This is a genomic window from Cupriavidus sp. GW823-FHT07B10 (assembly GCF_058794355.1).
On sequence record NZ_JBXAGS010000012.1, the window covers coordinates 90,131 to 112,149 of the forward strand.

The 22,019-nt window shown below is 63.6% G+C and carries 25 protein-coding genes, 1 tRNA gene and 1 pseudogene; 3 read left to right on the forward strand and 24 right to left on the reverse strand.

All coding sequences use genetic code 11. From position 1 onward, the window contains the following. Positions 1–2 precede the first annotated feature (2 nt). The gene (locus tag AC1Q6V_RS23140) at positions 3–845 is read right to left on the reverse strand and encodes a sensor histidine kinase (protein ID WP_454750855.1); all 843 of its coding nucleotides are present in this window, start codon (positions 843–845) and stop codon (positions 3–5) included. A 389-nt stretch (positions 846–1,234) separates the two neighbouring features. On the opposite strand from AC1Q6V_RS23140, the gene AC1Q6V_RS23145 reads away from it, so the two are divergent. Continuing rightward, positions 1,235–3,067: a DEAD/DEAH box helicase gene (locus AC1Q6V_RS23145; RefSeq protein ID WP_454750840.1), complete on the forward strand. Its 1,833-nt coding sequence runs from the start codon at positions 1,235–1,237 to the stop codon at positions 3,065–3,067. 20 nt (positions 3,068–3,087) lie between these two features. Here the strand turns inward: AC1Q6V_RS23145 and AC1Q6V_RS23150 are convergent. From AC1Q6V_RS23150 to petA, 7 genes and pseudogenes are all read right to left on the reverse strand, one after another. Continuing rightward, positions 3,088–3,323, reverse strand: a pseudogene (locus tag AC1Q6V_RS23150) (type II toxin-antitoxin system Phd/YefM family antitoxin). A 152-nt stretch (positions 3,324–3,475) separates the two neighbouring features. Beyond that, positions 3,476–3,551 (reverse strand) — tRNA-Thr (locus AC1Q6V_RS23155). A 52-nt stretch (positions 3,552–3,603) separates the two neighbouring features. Then, entirely contained in the window at positions 3,604–4,092 is a 489-nt protein-coding gene (locus tag AC1Q6V_RS23160; protein ID WP_010812310.1) for a ClpXP protease specificity-enhancing factor, read from the reverse strand. A gap of 57 nt (positions 4,093–4,149) precedes the next feature. Continuing rightward, entirely contained in the window at positions 4,150–4,761 is a 612-nt protein-coding gene (locus AC1Q6V_RS23165) for a glutathione S-transferase N-terminal domain-containing protein (protein WP_010812311.1), read from the reverse strand. 219 nt (positions 4,762–4,980) lie between these two features. Continuing rightward, positions 4,981–5,724: a cytochrome c1 gene (locus AC1Q6V_RS23170; protein WP_010812312.1), complete on the reverse strand. Its 744-nt coding sequence runs from the start codon at positions 5,722–5,724 to the stop codon at positions 4,981–4,983. A 36-nt stretch (positions 5,725–5,760) separates the two neighbouring features. Beyond that, positions 5,761–7,164 (reverse strand): cytochrome b, encoded by a 1,404-nt coding sequence (locus tag AC1Q6V_RS23175; protein ID WP_454750839.1) that lies wholly within the window; start codon positions 7,162–7,164, stop codon positions 5,761–5,763. Positions 7,165–7,166: 2 nt separating this feature from the next. Continuing rightward, positions 7,167–7,784 (reverse strand): ubiquinol-cytochrome c reductase iron-sulfur subunit, encoded by a 618-nt coding sequence (gene petA, locus AC1Q6V_RS23180; RefSeq protein WP_010812314.1) that lies wholly within the window; start codon positions 7,782–7,784, stop codon positions 7,167–7,169. 214 nt (positions 7,785–7,998) lie between these two features. On the opposite strand from petA, the gene mscL reads away from it, so the two are divergent. Beyond that, the gene (mscL, locus tag AC1Q6V_RS23185; protein ID WP_010812315.1) at positions 7,999–8,424 is read left to right on the forward strand and encodes a large conductance mechanosensitive channel protein MscL; all 426 of its coding nucleotides are present in this window, start codon (positions 7,999–8,001) and stop codon (positions 8,422–8,424) included. A gap of 72 nt (positions 8,425–8,496) precedes the next feature. Here mscL and AC1Q6V_RS23190 read toward each other — a convergent pair whose 3' ends face one another. Continuing rightward, positions 8,497–9,243, reverse strand: a complete 747-nt coding sequence (locus tag AC1Q6V_RS23190) for a Nif3-like dinuclear metal center hexameric protein (protein WP_010812316.1) — start codon at positions 9,241–9,243, stop codon at positions 8,497–8,499. A 20-nt stretch (positions 9,244–9,263) separates the two neighbouring features. Here AC1Q6V_RS23190 and AC1Q6V_RS23195 point away from each other — a divergent pair, with 20 nt between their 5' ends. Beyond that, positions 9,264–10,457, forward strand: a complete 1,194-nt coding sequence (locus AC1Q6V_RS23195) for a Do family serine endopeptidase (RefSeq protein ID WP_010812317.1) — start codon at positions 9,264–9,266, stop codon at positions 10,455–10,457. A gap of 453 nt (positions 10,458–10,910) precedes the next feature. Here AC1Q6V_RS23195 and AC1Q6V_RS23200 read toward each other — a convergent pair whose 3' ends face one another. From AC1Q6V_RS23200 to hisD, 15 genes are all read right to left on the reverse strand, one after another. Then, positions 10,911–12,017: a porin gene (locus AC1Q6V_RS23200; protein WP_454750838.1), complete on the reverse strand. Its 1,107-nt coding sequence runs from the start codon at positions 12,015–12,017 to the stop codon at positions 10,911–10,913. 243 nt (positions 12,018–12,260) lie between these two features. Next, a complete protein-coding gene (tatC, locus tag AC1Q6V_RS23205; RefSeq protein ID WP_010812319.1) occupies positions 12,261–13,058 on the reverse strand; it encodes a twin-arginine translocase subunit TatC in 798 nt (265 codons plus the stop codon). A 140-nt stretch (positions 13,059–13,198) separates the two neighbouring features. Beyond that, complete coding sequence (gene tatB, locus AC1Q6V_RS23210) at positions 13,199–13,711, reverse strand: Sec-independent protein translocase protein TatB (RefSeq protein ID WP_010812320.1); 513 nt, start codon at positions 13,709–13,711, stop codon at positions 13,199–13,201. A 95-nt stretch (positions 13,712–13,806) separates the two neighbouring features. After that, a complete protein-coding gene (gene tatA / locus AC1Q6V_RS23215; RefSeq protein WP_010812321.1) occupies positions 13,807–14,040 on the reverse strand; it encodes a Sec-independent protein translocase subunit TatA in 234 nt (77 codons plus the stop codon). 148 nt (positions 14,041–14,188) lie between these two features. Then, positions 14,189–14,545, reverse strand: coding sequence for a histidine triad nucleotide-binding protein (locus AC1Q6V_RS23220; RefSeq protein ID WP_011616140.1), 357 nt, complete (start codon positions 14,543–14,545; stop codon positions 14,189–14,191). Between the two features lie 63 nt (positions 14,546–14,608). Continuing rightward, entirely contained in the window at positions 14,609–15,001 is a 393-nt protein-coding gene (locus AC1Q6V_RS23225; RefSeq protein ID WP_010812323.1) for a DUF4870 family protein, read from the reverse strand. A 60-nt stretch (positions 15,002–15,061) separates the two neighbouring features. Further along, positions 15,062–15,433, reverse strand: coding sequence for a phosphoribosyl-ATP diphosphatase (locus AC1Q6V_RS23230; RefSeq protein ID WP_010812324.1), 372 nt, complete (start codon positions 15,431–15,433; stop codon positions 15,062–15,064). Further along, a complete protein-coding gene (gene hisI / locus AC1Q6V_RS23235) occupies positions 15,430–15,834 on the reverse strand; it encodes a phosphoribosyl-AMP cyclohydrolase (protein WP_010812325.1) in 405 nt (134 codons plus the stop codon). The genes AC1Q6V_RS23230 and hisI overlap by 4 nt, the downstream gene beginning before the upstream one ends. Before the next feature lie 2 nt (positions 15,835–15,836). Next, positions 15,837–16,607 (reverse strand): imidazole glycerol phosphate synthase subunit HisF, encoded by a 771-nt coding sequence (gene hisF, locus AC1Q6V_RS23240; RefSeq protein ID WP_058698047.1) that lies wholly within the window; start codon positions 16,605–16,607, stop codon positions 15,837–15,839. Positions 16,608–16,667: 60 nt separating this feature from the next. Then, positions 16,668–17,414: a 1-(5-phosphoribosyl)-5-[(5-phosphoribosylamino)methylideneamino]imidazole-4-carboxamide isomerase gene (gene hisA, locus AC1Q6V_RS23245; protein WP_010812327.1), complete on the reverse strand. Its 747-nt coding sequence runs from the start codon at positions 17,412–17,414 to the stop codon at positions 16,668–16,670. A gap of 138 nt (positions 17,415–17,552) precedes the next feature. Continuing rightward, complete coding sequence (gene hisH / locus AC1Q6V_RS23250; RefSeq protein WP_010812328.1) at positions 17,553–18,206, reverse strand: imidazole glycerol phosphate synthase subunit HisH; 654 nt, start codon at positions 18,204–18,206, stop codon at positions 17,553–17,555. Continuing rightward, positions 18,203–18,826, reverse strand: coding sequence for a YchE family NAAT transporter (locus AC1Q6V_RS23255; RefSeq protein WP_010812329.1), 624 nt, complete (start codon positions 18,824–18,826; stop codon positions 18,203–18,205). Before AC1Q6V_RS23255 ends, hisH begins: the two co-directional genes overlap by 4 nt. A gap of 92 nt (positions 18,827–18,918) precedes the next feature. Further along, the gene (hisB, locus tag AC1Q6V_RS23260) at positions 18,919–19,506 is read right to left on the reverse strand and encodes an imidazoleglycerol-phosphate dehydratase HisB (protein ID WP_010812330.1); all 588 of its coding nucleotides are present in this window, start codon (positions 19,504–19,506) and stop codon (positions 18,919–18,921) included. Between the two features lie 4 nt (positions 19,507–19,510). Then, positions 19,511–20,611 (reverse strand): histidinol-phosphate transaminase, encoded by a 1,101-nt coding sequence (gene hisC / locus AC1Q6V_RS23265; RefSeq protein ID WP_439668327.1) that lies wholly within the window; start codon positions 20,609–20,611, stop codon positions 19,511–19,513. A 47-nt stretch (positions 20,612–20,658) separates the two neighbouring features. Beyond that, a complete protein-coding gene (hisD, locus tag AC1Q6V_RS23270; protein WP_010812332.1) occupies positions 20,659–21,999 on the reverse strand; it encodes a histidinol dehydrogenase in 1,341 nt (446 codons plus the stop codon). Between the last annotated feature and the right edge of the window lie 20 nt (positions 22,000–22,019).

The window sequence follows — 22,019 nt, forward strand, 5'->3', positions numbered from 1 at the left end:
TTTCAGGATGCACGCGGCAGCGGGATTTCGATCAGCACGGCAGTGCCGGGCGAGCGTTCTTCAATCCGAACGTGGGCGTCACCGTCATACAGCACGGCCAGCCGTTCACGCAGGTTAGAAAGCCCGACGCCGGCGCCGGCCGAGGGACGAAAGCCCATGCCATCGTCCTCGATGGTCGCCAGCATGCGCGGGCCGCGCCGCTCCAGCCGGACCAGCAGCCGCCCGCCTTCGATCTTGGGCTCCAGCCCATGCTTGATCGCATTCTCGACCACTGGCTGCAGCAGCATCGGCGCCAGCGGCATCGATTCGAGTTCGGGGTCGACATCGACCGAGTAATGCAGCCGGTCCCCCATGCGGATCCGGATCAGCGCCAGATAGTCACGCAGCAGCTTCGCCTCCTGCGCCACCGTGCCTTGCGTGGCGCGGCTGGCTGCAAGCGATGCGCGCAGGTACGCGATGAAATGCTCCAGCATCAGCGTGGCCTTCTGCGGCGCGGGCTCGATCAGGCTGACCACGTTGGCCAGGGTGTTGAACAGGAAGTGCGGTTCGATCTGGGCCTGCAGCAGGCGCATGCGGGCTTCGACCAGCTGCTTCTCCGTCGACAGCGTGCGCACCTGTTCCTGCGCCATGTATTGCGCGATCTTGCGCTCTTCCCACTGCCGCCCGAGCAGGCCGACGCGACTCCACGTCATCACGCCGTGTATCGCCAGCCCGATACCCCAGCCCATGAGCGGCCCACCAGACCACGGCCGATGCGGCGATCCCACCAGATGGAAGCCGATCAGCAATGCATTGACCGCCACGTAGACCATGGCGTGCATGTAGAAGAAGCGCAGCGCGCGCACGCGGCGGCGGGCGTCTTCAAAGGCGCGCTGCTCGGGGGCGGATCGCCAGATGCGGGAGTCTGGGGGGTGCACGTGCGGGTGGCTGGGGGCGGAGATAGCGGGAGGTTACCACTGCGATCCGGGCTCTGATATGGGGGTGGCGGGAATCGACGGATCGGCGGCGCGGATCGCCGGAAAGCAGGCGCAGACCGCTTGGCAGTCCCCCGGAGCCGCCGGCTCGCCAGTGTCGCCAACCGGCAAATCACCAAAACTACCGAAATAGCCACCGTTACCGTTTTGTGCCTACAATTGCCGCATAACAAACCTGCCTGACCGCCGTCGCACCGGGTCCGCGACACCTACCGTGGTCAGCGCAGCTCCTGAACGGGCAATAAGAAGAGCAACAACGCATGGCCACGCTGATTCCCGCGCTGGGTTCGGTCACTTCGCGCATGACCAGTGGAGAGAGACGCTTCGCCGAGCGTCTGGAGACAAAGCTGGAGGACGACTACCTGTGCTGGTATGACGTCGCCATCGGAGAGAAAACCAGGCATCCGGATTTCATCGTCTTCCATCCCAGCCGGGGTCTGCTGGTGTTGGAGGTGAAAGACTGGAGGCTGGATACCATCCGGGAAATCGACCAGCGCGATGTCACGCTGCTGACGGATCGCTGGCTGGTGCGGGAGATGAATCCCCTCGAGCAAGCCCGCCAGTACATGTTCTATGTCACCAACCTGCTGCAGCGCGATCCGCAGTTGGTCTGGCCTGGCGGCTCGCTGAAAGGCAAACCCTTCTTTCCCTACGGCTGCGGCGTCGTCCTGTCCAACATCACGCGTGCCCAGTTCGACAAGACCAACCTCGGCGACGTCCTGCCGCCGCACCTGGTGATCTGCCAGGACGAGATGTACGAGTCGGTCGACGCGGAACACTTCCAGCAGCGCCTTTGGGAGATGTTCCCGGTCAAGTTCACCTTCAAGCTTTCCTTGCCGCAGATCGAGCGGATTCGCTGGCACCTGTTCCCGCAGATCCGCATGCCGGAGCAACGCGCGCTCTTCCCGGAGGAAGCCGCGGAGCCGCTGGATATGCCTGACATCCTTCGCGTCATGGATCTCCAGCAGGAGCAGCTGGCACGCAGCCTTGGCGAAGGCCACCGGGTCATTCATGGCGTCGCCGGCTCTGGCAAGACGATGATCCTCGGCTACCGGGCTGAGCATCTGGCAAAGATCGTCACACGGCCAGTGCTCGTGCTTTGCTACAACAAGACCCTCGCCGCCAAGCTGGCGGCGACGATGATCGAGAAAGGCATCGAAGAAAAGGTCCACGTCTATAACTTCCACGCGTGGTGCTCGCGGCAGTTGGAGACTTACAACATTGACCGCCCCAAGGGCCGCCCCAGTGATGCGCTGTTTGAGGAAATGGTGAATCGGGTCATCCAGGGCGTGGACCGGAAAGCGATCCCGGCCGGCCAGTATGACGCCGTGCTGATCGATGAGGGGCATGACTTCCGGCCGGAGTGGTTCAAGCTGGTCGTGCAGATGGTGAATCCGGAGAGCAATTCCCTGTTGGTGCTCTACGACGATGCGCAGTCCATTTATGGCGGCGCCAGGAAACGCGGGATGACCTTTGCCAGCGTGGGCATCCAGGCCCGAGGCCGTACGACCATCCTCAAGCTGAACTACCGCAATACGCAGGAGATTCTGGCTGTCGCGCGCAGCTTTGCGGATGAGTTGCTGCGGCCGACCGAGGCAACCGAAGACGAAGCGCCTACCGTGCAACCTGTCGGTGCCGGGCGCCACGGCAACAAACCGCTGCTGATCGAATTGCCAAACGTAGAGGCGGAAGCTGAGCGCATTGCGCAGATCCTGACTGACGAGAACCGGGCTGGTACGCCCTGGTCAGAAATGGCGGTGCTCTATCGCCATTGGGACACGGTCGGACACGTCACCAGCGCGCTGACGCGCAAGGGCATTCCGTTCGAATGTCCCCAAATCACCAAGCGATTTACGCCCGGCGCGGACAGCGTCAAGGTAATCACGATGCATAGCAGCAAGGGGCTTGAGTTTCCGCTGGTGTGCATTCCGGCCACGGGGATGCCGCATAAGCACGATGAGGCGGATGAAGACGAAGCGCGGCTGATGTATGTGGCGATGACGCGGGCTACGCGGCAGTTGGTGATGACGTTTGGGGATGGGTCGCGGTTTGCTGGAAAGCTGAGTGCTGCGCTGGGTGCAGTAAGGGAATAAGGCACGCTTATCCAGCACGATCACCGCTCGGCCTCCCACTCAACGTCCACTGGCTCCGTCGGCGCGTCGTAGCGCACCACGGTGCCGCGTAAATACCTGAAGGGGGTCGCGCTCCAGCCCGCGATAGGGACGCACTTCAAGTGTGGGCTTGCCGTGGTCCGTGACAATGACCGGCTCGCCCGAGGCTTCGATCTGGCGGAAATACTTACTCGAGGGCGCGCGCCTTGAACTCCGTCTTGGAAATCAGGCTGCCCAGCCATGGATTGCCTCCTAGCCATTGCTACTAGTCAGAAATCTACGCCACAACGACTAGATGAATAAGTCATTTTTCGGCATTGAGGCGGCTGTGCGCCCTTGCCACAAAAACAAAACGGGCTACGCAATCTTGCGTAGCCCGTTTTCAGATTCTGGTGCCGGCTGCAGGACTCGAACCCGCCACCTGATGATTACAAATCAACTGCTCTACCTGATGAGCTAAGCCGGCATGTCTGGTGCAGACCGCGATTCTACTGCATTGCGGTCCGCTTTGGGATGGCTTACTTCACCACTTTCAGTGCGGGCTTCTTGCTGCCGATGCGGGGCACCGGGGGTGGCGTGTCGTCGTCTCCGGGGCCGGAGTCGGTGGTAGTTGCCGAGGTCTCGGCTTCCACCGGGGCCAGCTTGGGCGGCGGGTTGTTTTCGCGCTCGGTGGCGGCCTGGGTTTCCGGCAGGCTGCGTTCGACCGGGAAGGCCATGCCCTGCCCGTTTTCACGGGCGTAGATGGCCAGCACGTTCTCGACGGGGACGTCGATCTTGCGCGAGACGCCGCCAAAGCGTGCGCTGAAGGTGATCCACTCGTTGCCCATGTCCAGGCCGCTGGTGGCGTCGAAGCTGACGTTGAGCACGATCTCGTTGTTCTTGACGAACTCGCGCGGCACGCTGGTGTTGGCGTCGACGAAGACGGCGATGTACGGCGTGAAGCCGTTGTCCGTGCACCATTCATAGATGGCGCGGATCAGGTAGGGCTTGGTGGAGGTTTCAGGCATTGTGCTTCCAATGGCGCCGTAGTGGCCCGAGGGCGGATGCCTTCGGGCCGGTGCCGGTTAGCGGCGCATCACCTTTTCGGACGGGGTGAGCGCTTCGATGTACGCGGGACGGCTGAAAATGCGTTCAGCATACTTCAGCAGCGGCGCGGCGTTCTTCGACAGCTCAATGCCGTAGTGGTCCAGGCGCCACAGCAGCGGCGCGATGGCGACGTCGAGCATCGAGAACTCTTCGCCCAGCATGTACTTGTTTTTGACGAAGATCGGCGCGAGCTGCGTCAGGCGGTCGCGGATCGCAGCGCGGGCGCGTTCGTGGTTCTTCTCCGCGGCCTTGCCCTTTTCGTTCTCCAGCGTGTAGACGTGGGTGAACAGTTCCTTTTCGAAGTTGAACAGGAACAGGCGGGCGCGGGCACGCTGCACCGGATCGGCCGGCATCAGCTGCGGGTGCGGGAAGCGCTCGTCGATGTATTCGTTGATGATGTTCGACTCATACAGGATGAGGTCGCGCTCGACCAGGATGGGCACCTGGCCGTACGGGTTCATCACCGAAATATCTTCGGGCTTGTTGAACAGGTCGACGTCGCGGATTTCAAAATCCATGCCCTTTTCAAACAGGACAAGGCGGCAACGTTGGGAAAACGGGCAAGTCGTACCCGAATACAACACCATCATGGTTGGATTCCTTGGGCTTAGCCGAAGCAGGGTCGGACAGTAAGGTCTGCCATTCTGCCAAAGTCGACCACCAGAAAGCAAATTAGTGGCAAATGACGCACTTTATTGGCCCGCTTCGGCAGGTTTTCCAAGAGAAAAGGCCAGGGGCGGTGCTGCTTTCGCAGCGGCCACCCCTGGCCTTTGCCTTGTCCGGGCCCGGATTCGGGCCCTGGCATGCCTTTACTTCACGTCCTTCCAGTACGCGGCGTTGAGGCGCCAGGCAAAGACAGTGAACACGCCCAGGAACAGCAGCACCCAGACGCCCAGGCGCTTGCGGTGGTTCTGCGCCGGCTCGGCCATCCAGTCCAGGAAGCTGACCAGGTCAGCGGCGGCCTGGTCGTACTCGACCTTGCTCAGCTTGCCCGGGCTCAGTTGCTCGAAGCCGGCAAACTTGTGCACCTTCTCGCCGTGCTCTTCCACTTCCGTGAACTTGGCGGCGCGCTGGCCCTGCAGTTCCCACAGCACGTGCGGCATGCCGACGCTCGGGAACACCAGGTTGTTCCAGCCGGTGGCGCGGCTGTCGTCACGGTAGAACGTGCGCAGGTAGGTGTAGAGCCAGTCGTCACCGCGGGCGCGGGCGATCACCGACAGGTCCGGCGGCTGCGCACCGAAGAAGGCCTTGGCCTCCTTCGGTTGCATGGCGATGGTCATGGTCTCGCCAACCTTGTCCGCGCTGAACAGCAGGTTCTCGCGGATCTGGTCGTCGGTCAGGCCGATGTCCTTGAGCCGGTTGTAACGCATCATCGATGCGCCGTGGCAGTTCAGGCAGTAGTTGACGAACAGCTTGGCGCCGCGCTGCAGCGACGACAGGTCAGCGGTGTTCACCGGTGCCGGCTCAAGGGGGAAGCCCCCCTCGGATGCCATGGCAGGCGCGCCGGCAAAGCAGGCGCCGGCCAGCGCGAGGATCGAAAGCAGCTTTTTCATCTTGTGTCCTTGTGCTCTTGTCGGGGTTCGCTTCGCTCAGTGCGGGTGGAACGTGACACGCTCCGGGACCGGCTTGAACTCGCCGACACGGCTCCACAGCGGCATGGTCAGGAAGAAGGCGAAGTACAGCAGCGTACCGAGCTGCGACACCTTCTCACCGACCGGCGACGGCGGTTGCACGCCAAGATAGCCGAGCACCAGGAACACCACCACGAAGACGGTCAGGATGGTCTTGTGGAAGGCAGGACGATAGCGGATGGACTTGACCGGCGAGTGGTCCAGCCACGGCAGGAAGAACAGGATCACCACCGAGCCGCCCATCACCAGCACGCCCCAGAACTTGGCGTCGATGAAGTAGAAGCCCACGGCCAGGATCACCGCGACGGCGATGGCGCCGATCTTCACGCGCGCATCCTTGCTGCGCAGGAACACCATGCCGAGCAGCAGCGCGAAGAACACCCACAGGATCGGCAGGAAGTTCGACGTGGTGGCACGCAGCATCGAGTAGAACGGCGTGAAGTACCACACCGGCGCAATATGCGGCGGGGTTTTCAGCGGGTCAGCCGGGAAGAAGTTGTTGTGTTCCAGGAAATAGCCGCCCACTTCCGGGAAGAAGAAGATCACGGCCGAGAACAGGAGCAGGAAGCCGGCAACGCCCAGCGTGTCGTGCACCGAGTAGTACGGGTGGAACGGGATGCCGTCCAGCGGGATGCCGTTCTCATCCTTCTTGGCCTTGATCTCGACGCCGTCCGGGTTGTTCGAACCCACTTCGTGCAGCGCGATGATGTGGGCAATGACCAGCGCCAGCAGCACCAGCGGCACGGCGATGACGTGGAACGAGAAGAAGCGGTTCAGCGTTGCATCGCTCACCACGTAGTCACCGCGGATGAACAGCGACAGGTCCTGGCCGATCACGGGAATCGCCGAGAACAGGTTCACGATCACCTGGGCGCCCCAGTACGACATCTGGCCCCATGGCAACAGGTAGCCCATGAAGGCTTCCGCCATCAGGCACAGGAAGATCAGGCAGCCGAAGATCCAGACCAGCTCGCGCGGCTTGCGGTACGAACCGTACAGCAGGCCCCGGAACATATGCAGATAGACCACCACGAAGAAGGCCGAGGCGCCGGTCGAGTGCATGTAGCGCACCAGCCAGCCCCAGGGGACTTCGCGCATGATGTATTCCACGCTGGCGAAGGCCACGGGAATGCCGGCGGCGTTCAGCGTGGCGTCGGGCTTGTAGTTCATCACCAGGAAGATGCCGGTGACGATCTGGATCACCAGCACCAGCAGCGCCAGCGAACCGAAGAAGTACCAGAAGTTGAAGTTCTTCGGCGCGTAGTACTTGGAGAGGTGGTCTTCCCACAGTTGGGTTGCGGGGAAGCGGGCGTCGATCCAGCCCAGCAGGCCGGTCGTCTTGACTTGTTTTTCGGCCGCCATGATCAGGCTTCTCCTTTCTCGTCCTTGCCGATCACGATCTTGCTGTCGGTCAGGAACTGGTAGGGGGGAACATCGAGATTCTGCGGAGCCGGCTTGTTCTTGAAGACGCGCCCGGCGAGGTCAAAGGTCGACCCGTGGCAGGGGCAAAGGAAACCGGGATCGGAGCCGAGCTGGGAATTGGCACCGGCGGCGAAGGGACCCGACGGCGAGCAGCCCAGGTGGGAACAGATACCCACCACGACCAGGACGTCCTTGTGTTCTGCGCGCGAACGGGTTTCGTTCTTGCAGTATTCAGGCGTCTGCATGGTGAATGCAATCTCGGAATTGGGATCGGCCACCTCGCCGTCCGTCTTCTTCAGCGACGCCAGTTGTTCGTCCGTGCGCCGCATGATCCAGACCGGCTTGCCGCGCCATTCGACAGTCATCATCTCGCCTGGCTTCAGCGCGCCAATATCCGCCTCGACTGGAGCACCCGCGGCTTTGGCCTTCTCCGATGGTGCAAAAGTACTGACGAAAGGAACCGCTACCGCTACGCCTCCGACGCCGCCAGCGACGGATGTCGCGATCAACCAATTGCGGCGCCCCTTATCCACGCTCTTCACGTCTTGCTGGTCACTCATTCCAAACCCCAGGGGAAGTCAATTTAGATTTTGCGTCAACCATAAAGTGTACCTTAGACACCAGCGCACTAGATAGGCAGAAAATGCCACGGCCATGCGCGATTATCGGACGTGCAACCCGGAAAGCGGCTTCGGTGCTTGCTTTCCGGTGAGTGATGCGGCAGGCTTCGAGCTTGAAACCGTTCATCGCTAGCGACAAGAAGGAGAACCCCCCATGGGCATGATCTCGGAATTCAGAACCTTTGCCGTACGCGGCAACGTCATCGACCTCGCGGTCGGTGTGATCATCGGCGCGGCTTTCGGCAAGATCGTGGATTCAGTGGTCAACGACCTGATCATGCCGTTGGTAGGCCGCGTGATCGGCAAGCTGGACTTCTCCAGCATGTTCATCGTGCTGGCGGATCCCCCACCCGGAACTCCCACTACGCTCGATGCCTTGAAGAAGGCCGGCGTGCCCGTGTTCGCCTACGGCAATTTCCTGACCATCGTTGTCAACTTCCTGATCCTGGCCTTCATCATCTTCCTGATGGTGCGTGCCTTTAACAGGATGCGCGCCGCGGAACCGGAAGCAGCGCCCGCCGCACCGCCCGAGGAAGTCGTGCTGCTGCGTGAGATCCGCGACAGCCTGAAGACCCGCTGACTGGTGCGCCATATGCGCGCCGACCCCGGAAGATAAAACGGCCCCGATGGGGCCGTTTTGTTTTGCGTCAGATCAGACGGGATTAGGAATATCGATAAACGTATGGAGCAGGCCAAAGCGTTCGGCCACATGCTCGCCCAGCGAGCGGATGCCGTAGCGCTCGGTGGCGTGATGGCCGGCGGCAAGGTAAGCCACGCCGCTTTCGCGCGCCAGGTGCGTGGTCTGCTCCGAGACTTCGCCGCTCAGGTAGGCATCGACACCCGCGGCCACCGCGGCATCGAAATAGCCTTGCGCCCCGCCCGTGCACCAGCCGACGGTGCGGATCATCTGGTCCGGCTCACCGATGGCCAGCGGCTCGCGCCCCAGTACGCCACCAACGTGCGCGGCCAGCGCGGAGAGCGGCATCGGCGCGGGCAGCGTGCCGGTCCAGCCGAGCTGGTCGTCGCTGAAGCGGCCGGTCGGGGTAAAGCCGAGCTGCAGCCCGAGCTGGGCGTTGTTGCCGAACTCCGGGTGGTTGTCCAGGGGCAGGTGGAAGGCGAACAGGTTGACGTCCGCGCCAAGCAGGCGCTTCAGACGCGCGTGCTTCTGCCCGACCACGCGTGCATCTTCGTTTTTCCAGAAGTAGCCGTGATGGACGAGGATGGCGTCGGCCCCCGCTTCGATTGCGGCATCGACCAATGCCAGGCTTGCAGTCACTCCCGTCACGATGTGTGTGATCTCCGAGCGACCTTGCACTTGCAGTCCGTTGGGACAATAGTCCTTGTAGCGGGAAACTTCCAACAGGTCATTCAAGTACAATTCAAGCTCTTTTGTTTTCATTTTCTGCTCAAAACTCCAATATGTTGCGGCGCTTTTGGCTGTTCTTTGCCCAGGCTGTCACCGTCGTGCTGGCGGTCTGGTTCGTCGTGGCAACGCTCAAGCCTGATTGGCTGCAGAGGGGGCGCGTCGCGGTCCAGTCCGGTTCGCCCATCGTGGCGCTCAAGGAAGTCGTGCCCAACGTGTCCGGTCCTGCCGCCGAAGGGTCTTACAGCGAAGCCGCCCAGATGGCCATGCCGGCCGTGGTCAATATCTTTACCAGCAAGAACGGCAACAAGCGCTCGCCCAACCCGCAGGCCGAGGATCCGTGGTTCCGCTTCTTCTTTGGCGACCGCCTGCCTGAGCGGCAGGAGCCGGTCTCCAGCCTGGGGTCCGGCGTCATTGTCAGCGCCGAGGGTTACATTCTAACCAACCACCACGTGGTCGACGGCGCCGATGAAATCGAGATCGCGCTGACCGACGGCCGCAAGGCCAACGCCAAGGTAGTGGGCTCCGACCCGGAAACCGACCTGGCCGTGCTGAAAGTGACGCTCAAGGACCTGCCCGCGATCACGCTGGGCCGGCTCGAGAACGTAAAGGTCGGCGACGTGGTGCTGGCCATCGGCAACCCGTTCGGCGTCGGCCAGACGGTGACGATGGGCATTGTCTCGGCGCTGGGCCGCAGCCACCTGGGCATCAACACCTTCGAGAACTTCATCCAGACCGACGCGGCCATCAACCCGGGCAACTCGGGCGGCGCGCTGGTGGATGCGCAGGGCAACCTGCTGGGCATCAACACGGCGATCTACTCGCGTTCGGGCGGCTCGCTGGGGATCGGCTTTGCCATTCCGGTGTCGACTGCCAAGCAAGTGATGGAGTCGATTATCTCCACCGGCAGCGTGACGCGCGGCTGGATCGGGGTCGAGCCGCAGGACATGACGCCCGAGATCGCCGAATCGTTCGGCCTCGATGCCAAGGAAGGCGCACTGATCGCCGCGGTGGTCCAGGGTGGGCCGGCCGACAAGGCGGGCGTGAAGCCCGGCGATGTGCTGACCAAGGTGGATGGCTTGTCGATCACGGACACGACCGCGCTGCTCAATGCGATTGCCCAGCTCAAGCCGGGAGTGGACATCAAGATGACCGTGATCCGCCGCGGCAAGGCAACGGACCTGACGGTGACGATCGGCAAACGGCCTCCGCCGCCGCGCCGCGCGCTGCCGTTTGAAGAGGAAGAGTGAGGCTGGGCACGACGACACGGCCCTGAAGACGGAACCCCGCCTTGGATGGCGGGGTTTTTTTATGCCTGGCGCAGCTGCTGCCCTTGGCATCGAGGCAACGATCACGGAATGCCGCGCCGCGCTGCCGGATCGCGGCGGTGGAACCAGGGGCCGTCACTGGCAGGCGCAAACTCACGCCCGGGGCGTGATCGACGTGCATACCGGGTCACGATCGACATGAGCAACGCCGCGCCTGATCCACATCGCCGCGAAGCAGAACGCCGGCACACCGCGCTGCACCCACGCCACCCGCCCTCTGGCCGGCCATCCAGGCGCGGCATGGCTGGCACAGCACGATAACAGCGCAACAGCCTGTACCAGCATTTGGTGCCACAAAAGACAAGAGGCCGGCATCCTTGGGATGCCGGCCTCTTGGTTCAAGCCAATCCTAAGCGGGCTTACACCCGCGTCAGATTAGAACTTGTGGCGCAGACCAACCACAGCACCGAACTGATCCTTGTTCGCCTGAACGTTGGTGGTGGTGGCGGTGTTGAAACCGTTCACGCCCAGGGCCGAGCCCTTGTCGTTCAGGGTGTACGACAGCGAGGTGTACACGTCGGTACGCTTCGACAGCGCGTAGTCGGCCGTGATCACGAACTGCCACGGATCGGCTTCGCTCTTGCGGAAGTCTTGGTAGTACGCAGCGCCCGACAGCGAGAACGCCGGGGTCAGTTGGTAACCCAGACCCAGCCAGTACAGGTTCGAAGCCGTCGACGTGGTCAGGACACCATTGTCAACCGTCGTGCCGCCCGTCAGAGCAGCGCCGTCGAAGGCCTTGGCCCAGCGATAGCCAGCGTAGACCTTGGCCGGACCGAAGGCGTAGTTGGCGCCAACGGTAGCACGGCGAGTACGCTGGCCGCTTTGGTCAACGCCACCAGCCGACACGGAGCCGTGGATTTCGTCATAAGCAGCACCAACCGCGAACGGGCCAGCTGCGTAGCTCACCAGCGCGCCGTACTGTTGGCCGCGGCGGAATGCGCCGGCGACTTCCTGGCCGTTGTTGTTGAAGCTGTAGAAGGCCGAAGCGGTCAGGCCACCGAACTTGCCGATGTACTTGACGGTGTTGTCAGCGCGCGAAGCGAAGGCGCCGTCCTGGGACAGGATGCCGTAACGCGACGAAATGGCCATCGGGTCGAACTGCAGACCGAAGTCATAGAACGACGTTTGTTGACGGCCCAGCAGCAGCGAGCCGAACTGGCTTTGCAGACCGACGTAGGCTTGACGGCCGAACAGACGACCACCTTGGCTCGTGGCATTGCTGCCCGTGTCCAGGTCGAAACCGCTTTCCAGCACGAACACGCCCTTCAGGCCGCCGCCCAGATCTTCCACGCCACGCAGGCCCCAGCGCGAACCGGACTGGTTACCCGACGACATGCGGAACAGGTCGTCGCCAGCGGCGTTAGCGTTGTTGACGTACTCGAGGCCGACGTCAGCCACGCCGTACAGGGTTACGCTCGATTGGGCATAGGCGCCACCAGCGGCCAGAGCGGCGACGGCAGCAGCAAACAGTTTCATCTTCATATCGACACTTTCCTTGTCAACTGATTGGGAAATCTTGGTTGCCCAAGTACTTGGGCGACGCATTTACATTCACGTCTGCTGCGTATTATGTGCCAGCCCCCCCGGCCGTCAGAAGGCTTTTTCGGCGTAAACCATGCTTACTGGCGGTTTTTGTTGTGGGGGAGCAACAGGAATGGGAGGGAAAATCCCCGTTTTGGTGCAAAAACGGGGATTGGCAGATACGAAAGACCTACCTCAGCCGAATTAGTCGGGCTGCGTTTCCCCTGAAGCAGTCGCTTCAGGTGACGGACGGCCGACAAAGCGCGCCAGCAGCAGTCCGAGTTCATAAAGCGCCACCAGCGGCACGGCCAGCAGCAGCTGCGACAGCACATCGGGCGGGGTCACGATGGCAGCGATGATGAAGGCCCCCACGATCACATAGGGGCGGATCTGCTTGAGCTTTTCCAGCTCCACCACGCCAAAGCGCACCAGCACGATCACCACCACCGGCACCTCGAAGGTGATGCCGAAGGCCAGGAAAGTGGTCATGGCAAAGCTGAGGTATTTGTCGATGTCAGTCGACATCTCCGCCCCCAGCGGGGCGTTGTAGTGCGCCATGAAATGGAACACCGTGGGGAACACCAGGAAATACGCGAACGCCACGCCGCACAGGAACAGGAAATAGCTGCTCGATACCAGCGGCAGGATCAGGCGCTTCTCATGCTGGTACAGGCCGGGCGCGACAAACTGCCAGACCTGGTACAGCACCCACGGCAGCGCGATCAGGAAGGCCACCAGCAAGGTGACTTTCATCGGCACGAAGAACGAGCCGGTGACATCGGTCACGATCATCTTGCCGCCCTTGGGCAGCGACTCCATCAGCGGCGCGGCAAACAGGTTGAAAATCACCGGGGCCCAGTAGACCAGGCTGACGAAGACCAGGATGATGCCGGCCACCGCCTTGACCAGGCGTTGGCGCAGTTCGACCAGGTGGGAAATAAAGGTTTCCTGCTGCGACTCGTCTTGCGGGTCTTGGGGATCTGGGGACCGGGTGTCGCTCATGGCGTGAACCGCTCAGCCGCGGGGGCTGGCAAGGTGGATCGATGGGGCCGCAACGCGGCGGCGCGCGAATGCAACCAGGACTGCAGCCACGACGGCAGCGGCCGGAACGACGGCCGGCAAGGTGATGCCGCGGCGCATGCTCACTCGAAGAAGGATCGGGATGGCCGGGTGACCGGCCGGTGGCGCTTGACGCGCGCCGCGCCCGACTGCACCCAGACGCGGACATTGTGCTGGCGCTTGAACCAGAGCGGGCGGGCGCCCTGCTTGACGCGCCAGCTCTTGCGCCCGTTGTGCGCCTTGTGGGCCGCATCCCAGCTTGGCACGAAGCCGCCGCCGGCGTCGGCGCTACCGCCGCCGCTGGTTCCCTCGGCACCGCCCAGGGCTTCGTTCAGCGCCTGGGTCTGCTCGTTGACTTCCTTATGGATGGTGCGCTCGACATCGCGCGCGGCGTCCTCGAATTCCGTGCGCATCTTGCGCAGTTCTTCCAGTTCAACCTCGCGGCTGACTTCGGCCTTGACGTCGTTGATGTAGCGCTGCGCCCGGCCGACCAGCGCGCCCACAGTGCGCGCAACCTTGGGCAGCCGTTCGGGACCGATCACGATCAGTGCCACGGCGCCGATCAGCGCCAGCTTGGAAATGCCGAGATCAATCATGCGGACACATCATGCGGACAACATGCGGAAAAGCGCAGGCGCGGGACGACACGCAGGCAGCGAGGTTTGCGTAGAAGGGATGGCACACCGCCGGATTACTGCTGGCGGGTCTTTTCCTTGGCTTCGACGTCGATGGTGGTGGAGTCGCGCAGTTCCTTGGACTGGGCGGGATCGGCGGCAGCCTTGCCCTCGCCGTCCTTCATGCCGTCCTTGAAGCCCTTGACCGCGCCGCCCAGGTCCTGGCCGATATTGCGCAGTTTCTTGGTGCCGAACACGAGCATGACGATCACCAGCACGATCAGCCAGTGCCAAATGCTAAACGAACCCATTTCTTGCTCCTGATGAAGCCGCGGGCGCAATCAGATATGCCCGGACCCGTTGTTCCGTCCCGTTATGGCCGCGCCGGGCGACGGTTGCCGACGCAGCTTCTGCCCGAGGCGTTGCCGCCGCGGACACTCCCATGCCAAAAGCTGCCGGTCAGGGCAGCGGTCCCTTCCACTCGTGGCGCGGCCCGCCCAACACATGGAGATGCAGGTGGTAGACCTCCTGGCCGCCGTCCGGGCCGGTGTTGATCACCGTCCGGAATCCGTTGGCACAGCCTGCCGCCCGCGCCAGTTCAGGCACCTTCAGCATCATTCTAGCAAGCAGCTCCCCTTCGCCGGCGCCGCAATCGGCCAGCGAGTCGACATGCGACCTGGGAACGACCAGCAAGTGTACCGGTGCCTTGGGATGGATATCGTGGAAGGCCACCATATCGTCGTCTTCGTAGACCTTGCGCGACGGTAGCTGGCCGGCCACGATCTTGCAGAAGATGCAATTATCCTGAGCGTTCATGAAGATTTCATTGCGACGGCCGCGGCACCCGGTGTCAGCTTCACGCGCCCGGCCTGCCCGGGATCAGAACTGCTGATCCGGGTACATCGGCTTGCTGTCATTCAGGTACAGCCAGCCCTTGACGATACGATACAGCATCCACAGCGACAGCACGCCCCAGACGGCAAAGGCCAGCGGCATCAGCACGACTGTCGCGAACAGCACCCCGCCCAGCACGCCCCACACCACCGACCACCAGAACGAGCGGATCTGCCAGGCGAAGTGCGAGGCATACAGCGAGCCGCGCGCGTCGTCGCGCTTGACGTAGTCGATCACGATGGCGATCAGCGCGGTGATGCCGCCGGTCAGCCAGAAGATCGCATACAGGGCATACAGGATGTGCAGCAGCTTGCGCAGGCTGCTCAACTGCTCGCCGCTGGGGGTGGTGACTTGCCCGGTGTAGTCGTTCGCCATCATTGCCCTTGGTTAGAAGCCTGCCTTGCGGGCAGGCGGAAGACCGGCCGGCGCCTGCGCCAGCTAGTCCTTGCGCCGGGCCTTTTCCTCGAGGCCGGACAGCCCCTCGCGCCGCGCGAGCTCGTTGACCACATCCGCCGGCGTCAGGCCGAAGTTGGCCAGCAATACCATGCTGTGGAACCACAGGTCGGCCACTTCATAAACCACCTTGCCGGCCTCGGCGCCAGTCTGCCCGGCGGCGCGCGCGTCCTTGGCGGCCATCACGGTCTCGGTGGCTTCCTCGCCGATCTTCTTCAGGATGGCGTCGTCGCCCTTGCTGAACAGGCGCGCCACATAGGATTTGTCAGGGTCGCCGCCGTTGGCGGGCTTGCGCGATTCCAGCACTTCGGCCAGGCGCGCCAGGACATCATTGCTGCTGAGTTGGTTGTCGCTCATGGCTTGGTGTAGATCTGGGCAGGGTCCTTCAGCACCGGCTCGACTGTCTGCCAGTCGCCGGCTTCCACATCGCCCTCGAACTTCTGGAAGAAGCAGGAATGGCGCCCGGTATGGCAGGCGATATTGTCGATCTGGGTCACCTTGAGCAGCACCACGTCTTCATCGCAGTCCAGGCGGATCTCGTGCACCTTCTGCACATGGCCGGACTCTTCGCCCTTGTGCCACAGGCGCTTGCGCGAGCGCGACCAGAACACGGCCTCGCCCAGCTCCACGGTGCGCTGCAGCGCGTCGCGGTTCATGAACGCGAACATCAGCACGTCGTTCGAGCCGACTTCCTGCACGATCACCGGCACCAGGCCGTTATCGTCCCATTTGACCTTGTTGAGCCACTTCTTTGCCATGATCAGATCCGCACGGGAATGCCCTCGCGGGCCATGAATGCCTTGGCTTCGCCCACGGTGTGTTGCCCGTAGTGGAAGATGCTGGCGGCCAGCACCGCGTCGGCGCGGCCCCGGGTGATGCCATCGGCCAGGTCCTGCAGGCCGCCGACGCCACCCGAGGCGATTACCGGCACCGGCACCGCGTCGCTGACGGCGCGGGTCAGTTCCAGGTCGAAACCGCTCTTGGTGCCGTCGCGGTCCATGCTGGTCAGCAGGATCTCGCCGGCGCCGCGCGCGGCCATCTCGCGCGCCCATTCGACCGCATCCAGCCCGGTGGCCTTGCGCCCGCCGTGGGTGAAGACTTCCCAGCGCGGCGCTTCGCCCGGGGCGGAACTGCGCTTGGCGTCGATCGCCACCACGATGCATTGCGAGCCGTACTTGGCAGTCGCATCCGACACCAGCTGCGGATTGGCGATGGCCGACGAATTGACGCTGATCTTGTCCGCGCCGGCATTGAGCAGGCGCCGCACGTCTTCGACGGTGCGCACGCCGCCGCCCACCGTCAGCGGGATAAAGACCTGCGAAGCCACAGCCTCGATGATGTGCAGCATCAGGTCACGCCCGTCGCTGGTCGCAGTGATGTCCAGGAATGTGATTTCATCGGCGCCCTGCTCATCGTAGCGGCGCGCGATTTCCACGGGATCGCCCGCGTCGCGCAGCTCGACAAAGTTGACGCCCTTGACCACCCGCCCGTTGGTCACGTCCAGGCAGGGGATGATACGTTTGGCTAGCATGAGATTCCTTGTCCGCCGCCAGCTCCAGTCTGGCGGCGGCTGCGCCCGCGGCGCGTTGCCTTATTGCCCGTCGCGCAGCTTGTCCGCCAGTGCCTGCGCGGCGGCAAAGTTGAGATCCCCGGAGTAGATCGCGCGGCCGCAAATGACGCCTTCGACACCTTCGCCCTCGACCGCGCAGAGATTGTCGATGTCGGCCAGGTTGGACAGCCCGCCGCTGGCGATCACCGGGATCGACATCGATTGCGCCAGCTTGACGGTGGCATCGATATTGATCCCCTGCAGCATGCCGTCGCGGCCGATATCGGTGTAGATGATGGCCTCGACGCCGTAGTCTTCATACTTGCGTGCCAGGTCCGCCACCTCGTGGCCGGTCAGCTTGCTCCAGCCGTCGGTCGCTACCTTGCCGTCCCTGGCATCCAGGCCGACGATGATATGGCCGCCGAAGGCCGAGCAGGCATCCTTCAGGAAACCGGGGTTTTTCACCGCGGCGGTGCCGATGATGACGTACGACAGCCCGTCATCCAGCCAGCGTTCGATGGTGTTCAGGTCGCGGATGCCGCCCCCCAGCTGCACCGGGATCTCGTCGCCGACCTCGGCGATGATGGCCTTGATGGCCTCCTCGTTGCGGGGCTTGCCCACGAACGCGCCATTCAGGTCCACCAGGTGCAGGCGGCGGGCGCCCTGCTCCACCCAGTGGCGTGCCATGGCGGCGGGATCTTCGGAAAAGACGGTGGCCTGGTCCATGTCGCCTTGTTTGAGGCGTACACACTGACCGTCCTTCAGGTCGATGGCCGGAATGAGCAACATATGCGTGACGAGCGTGGTTGAGTGATAGAGATTGAGCGAGACCGGCGCTGCCGGTCAGGTCGGGTCGATAGTCGATCGGAAACAGGTCGGGTGACGGGTCGAGTTAGCGGTCGATGATCGGTAAAAAAACGAATCGGGTCAGGGCTTCCAGTGGACGAAGTTCCGGTACAGCTGCAGGCCCAGGGCCGCGCTCTTCTCGGGGTGGAACTGCGTCGCGAAAATATTATCGCGCGCTACCGCGCTGGTAAATACGACTCCGTATTCCGTTTCACCGGCAACATGGGCCGGGTCCTGCGCCTGCACATAGTAACTGTGGACGAAATAGAACCAGCTGTCGTCCGGGATACCGTCCCACAGCGGGTGAGGCCTGGCCTGGCGCACCCGGTTCCAACCCATCTGCGGCACCTTGTAGCGCGAGCCGTCGGGCTGCGTCATGCCGTCCAGCGCAAAGCGCACCACCTGGCCGGGCATCAGGCCCAGCGCCGGCGTACGGTCCGCGCCGGCCCGGCTTTCGGTGCTGAACTCGAACAGCATCTGCTCGCCCACGCACACACCCAGCATCGGCTTGCTGGCGGCGGCCTGCACCACCGCCTCCTGCAGCCCGGACGCGCCCAGCGCCGACATGCAGTCGGGCATCGCGCCCTGGCCGGGCAGCACCACGCGGTCCGCCGAGCGGATGCCTTCGGGGGCATCCACCACGCGCACGTCCGCTTCCGGCGCCGCGGCACGCAGCGCCTGCGCCACCGAGCGCAGGTTGCCCATGCCGTAATCCACAATTGCTATGGTAGTCATGATTTCAAAACAGGCAACAATGTCTTCAGCCCGTCCACAATGAATTCCACGGCCAGAGCCGACAGGATCAGCCCCATCAGGCGCGTGCCGATATTGATGCCGGTGCGGCCGATGACCCGGGCGATCGGGTCGGCCGCGCGGAACACCAGGTACACCACCGCACCGATCACCACGCCCAGGCCGACCAGGATCAGCAACTGGTACCAGTGCTGGGTCTTGCCGGCATAGACGATCACCGTGCTGATCGAGCCCGGCCCGGTCAGCAGCGGCAGCGCCAGCGGCACCACCGCGATGCTGGACTTTACCTCGGCCTCGTCCTCTTCTTCCGGCGTGGCCTTGGTGCGGCTGGTCTGCGCGTTCAGCATGTTCATGGCCATCATGATCATGATGAGCCCGCCACCCACCTGCAGCGACGCCACCGAGATATTGAAGAACTCGATGATCTGCTGCCCCAGCAAGGCCGACACCGCCACCACGATCGCCACCGAAACCGATGCGATCTTGATGGTACGCAGCTTTTCCGCTTCCGTCTGCAGGCTGGTCAGGCTGATGAAGAACGGGATCGCCCCGATCGGGTTGATCAGCGCCAGCAGCGAAATAAACGACTTGAGCGTATCCATCGGTTGCGGGTCGCCAGCATCGCTGGCCAGGTTCAGGCTTGGAAGGTCAGCGGGCGCCGCAACCAGCCGGCACGCCTACCGTGGTGGAAAGGTCAGAGCGTACCCTTGGTCGACGGGATCGTGTTCGCCGCGCGCGGGTCCAGCTCCACCGCCATGCGCAATGCCCGGCCAAAGGCCTTGAACACGGTTTCGCACTGATGGTGGGCATTGATGCCGCGCAGGTTGTCGATATGCAGGGTCACGCCCGCATGGTTGACGAAGCCGCGGAAGAACTCGATGGTCAGGTCCACGTCGAAGCTGCCCACGCGCGCACGCGTGAACGGCACGTGGAATTCCAGGCCGGGACGGCCGGAGAAATCGATCACCACGCGCGACAGGCATTCGTCCAGCGGCACATAGCTGTGGCCGTAGCGGGTGATGCCTTTCTTGTCGCCGATGGCCCTGGCAACCGCCTGGCCGAGCGTGATGCCCACGTCTTCCACCGTGTGGTGGTCGTCGATATGCGTGTCGCCGGTGGCTTCGACCTCCAGGTCGAACATGCCGTGCCGGGCGATCTGGTCCAGCATGTGGTCAAGGAACGGCACGCCGGACGCCAGTTTCTGGCGGCCGCTGCCGTCGAGATTCAGGGAAACGCGAATTTGCGTTTCCGAAGTATTGCGGGTGACCTCTGCAACACGCATGGTGTTAATCCTGCAGCGACGCTGCGAATGCCTCAAGGAACTGCGCGTTTTCTTCGGGGGTGCTGACCGTGACGCGCAGACAATTGGCCAGCAACGGGTGCATTTTACTCACGTTCTTGATCAATACCTTGCGGGCCAGCAGCCGGTCGAACGTCTGTGCGGCATCCGGCACGCGCGCGAGCAGGAAATTGGCGGCGCTGGGGAACACCGTCACGCCCGCATTCGCGGCCATGCCTTCGGCCACACGGGCGCGTTCGTCGCGCAGTTGGGCGGCCTGTTCGTCCAGCACCGACACGTGCTCCAGCGCGAACAGCGCGGCGGCTTCGGTCAGCACGTTGACGTTGTACGGCGGGCGCACCTTGTCCAGCTGCGACAGCCATTCGGGCGCGCCGGCCAGGTAGCCCAGGCGGATGCCGGCCAGGCCCAGCTTGGATACGGTGCGCATCACCAAAAGGTTGCCGAATTCCGTCAGGCGCGGCATCCAGCTGTGCTGCGCGAACGGCTGGTAGGCCTCGTCCACCACCACCAGGCTGTTGCAGATCTCGCCCTGGGCGGCGCGGACGATGGCCTCCATGTCGGCGGCATCGAACAGGTTGCCGGTGGGGTTGTTCGGGTACGCCAGGTAGATGATGGCGGGCTGGTGCTCGGCCATCGCCGCCAGCATGGCGGCGCGGTCGAGCGTGAAGTCCGCGCGCAGCGGCACGCCGACGAATTGCAGGCCGGCGAACTGCGCCGACATTGCGTACATGACGAAGCCCGGCACCGGCGCCATTACCTTGGCGCCGGGCCTGGCCGCGGCCAGCGCCAGCATGCTGATGATCTCGTCCGAGCCATTGCCGAGCAGCACGTCCATGCCGGCCGGCACCTGCATCACGGTCTTCAGCTTGGCGCGCAGCGCTTCGCTGCTGGGCACCGGGTAGCGGTTCAGCGCAACCTCGCCCAGGCGCTCGGCCAGTTCGCGGCGCAGAGCGGGAGGCAGCCGGTACGGGTTCTCCATTGCGTCGAGCTTGACCAGACCGTGCGAATCCGGCACGTGGTAGGCGCCCATGGCGCGTACGTCGTCACGGATGATGCGTTCGATCAGGGAGGGCTCTACGGCTGGCATGGGAACTCCTAAGTTGGCTGCCTTATCAGGCAGCGTGGGTCAGTAGATCAACTGCGTTTGGTGAAACGATATTCCGCGCTGCGGGCGTGGGCCTGCAGGCCTTCGCCATAGGCCAGCTCGGCGGCGATCTGGCCGAGCATCTGCGCCCCGCCCTCGCTCACTTCGATCAGGCTCGAACGCTTCTGGAAGTCATAGACGCCCAGCGGCGAAGAGAAGCGCGCGGTGCGCGAGGTCGGCAGCACGTGGTTCGGGCCCGCGCAGTAATCGCCGAGCGACTCGCTGGTATAGGGGCCCAGGAAGATGGCGCCGGCGTGGCGGATCTTTTCGCTCCACTGGCGCGGGTTCTCGGCCGAGATCTCCAGGTGCTCGGGCGCGATCGCGTTGGCGATCTCGCAGGCCTCTTCCATGTCGCGCACCTTGATCAGCGCGCCACGGCCGGAGATCGAGGCGGCAATCACCTCGCGCCGCGGCATGGTGCCAAGCTGGCGCTGGATGCTGGCTTCGACGCGGGCGATATAGCCGGCGTCCGGGCACAGCAGGATCGACTGCGCCAGTTCGTCGTGCTCGGCCTGCGAGAACAGGTCCATCGCCACCCAGTCGGGGTCGGTGGTGCCGTCGCAGATCACCAGGATCTCGGACGGGCCGGCAATCATGTCGATGCCGACGGTGCCGAACACGCGCCGCTTGGCCGCGGCCACATAGGCATTGCCCGGGCCGACGATCTTGTCGACCTGCGGCAGCGTCGCCGTGCCATAGGCCAGCGCGCCAATCGCCTGGGCGCCGCCGATGGTGAACACGCGGTCGACGCCGGCGATCTGCGCGGCGGCCAGCACCAGCTCATTGCGCACGCCGCCCGGCGTGGGCACGACCATGATGATTTCCTTCACGCCCGCCACGCGCGCCGGGATCGCGTTCATCAGCACCGACGACGGATACGCGGCCTTGCCGCCCGGCACGTAGATGCCGACGCGGTCCAGCGGCGTCACCTTCTGGCCCAGCATGGTGCCGTCGGCCTCGGTGTATTCCCAGCTGTGGCTGCCGCATTCGATCTTCTGCTTCTCGTGGTAGGCGCGCACGCGCGCGGCGGCGGCCTCCAGCGCGGCGCGGCGCTTGGGTTCGAGGTCTTCGAGCGCCGCTTCGAGCTGCTGCTGCGATACCTCCAGCGCGCCCATCGACGACGCTTCCACGCGGTCGAAGCGCCTGGTGTATTCCAGCACCGCGGCATCCCCGCGCGCCTTCACATCAGCCAGGATCTGCGCGGCGGCGCGATCGATGGCCTCGTCCTCGCCAGCCTCGAAGGCCAGCACCTGGCGCAGCGCCTCGGCAAAGCCAGGCTTGCTGGAATCGAGCCGGCGGATCGGCAGGTTTTCCATTTCGGTTGCGTTCATGACTACTTTCCTCTCAGTCG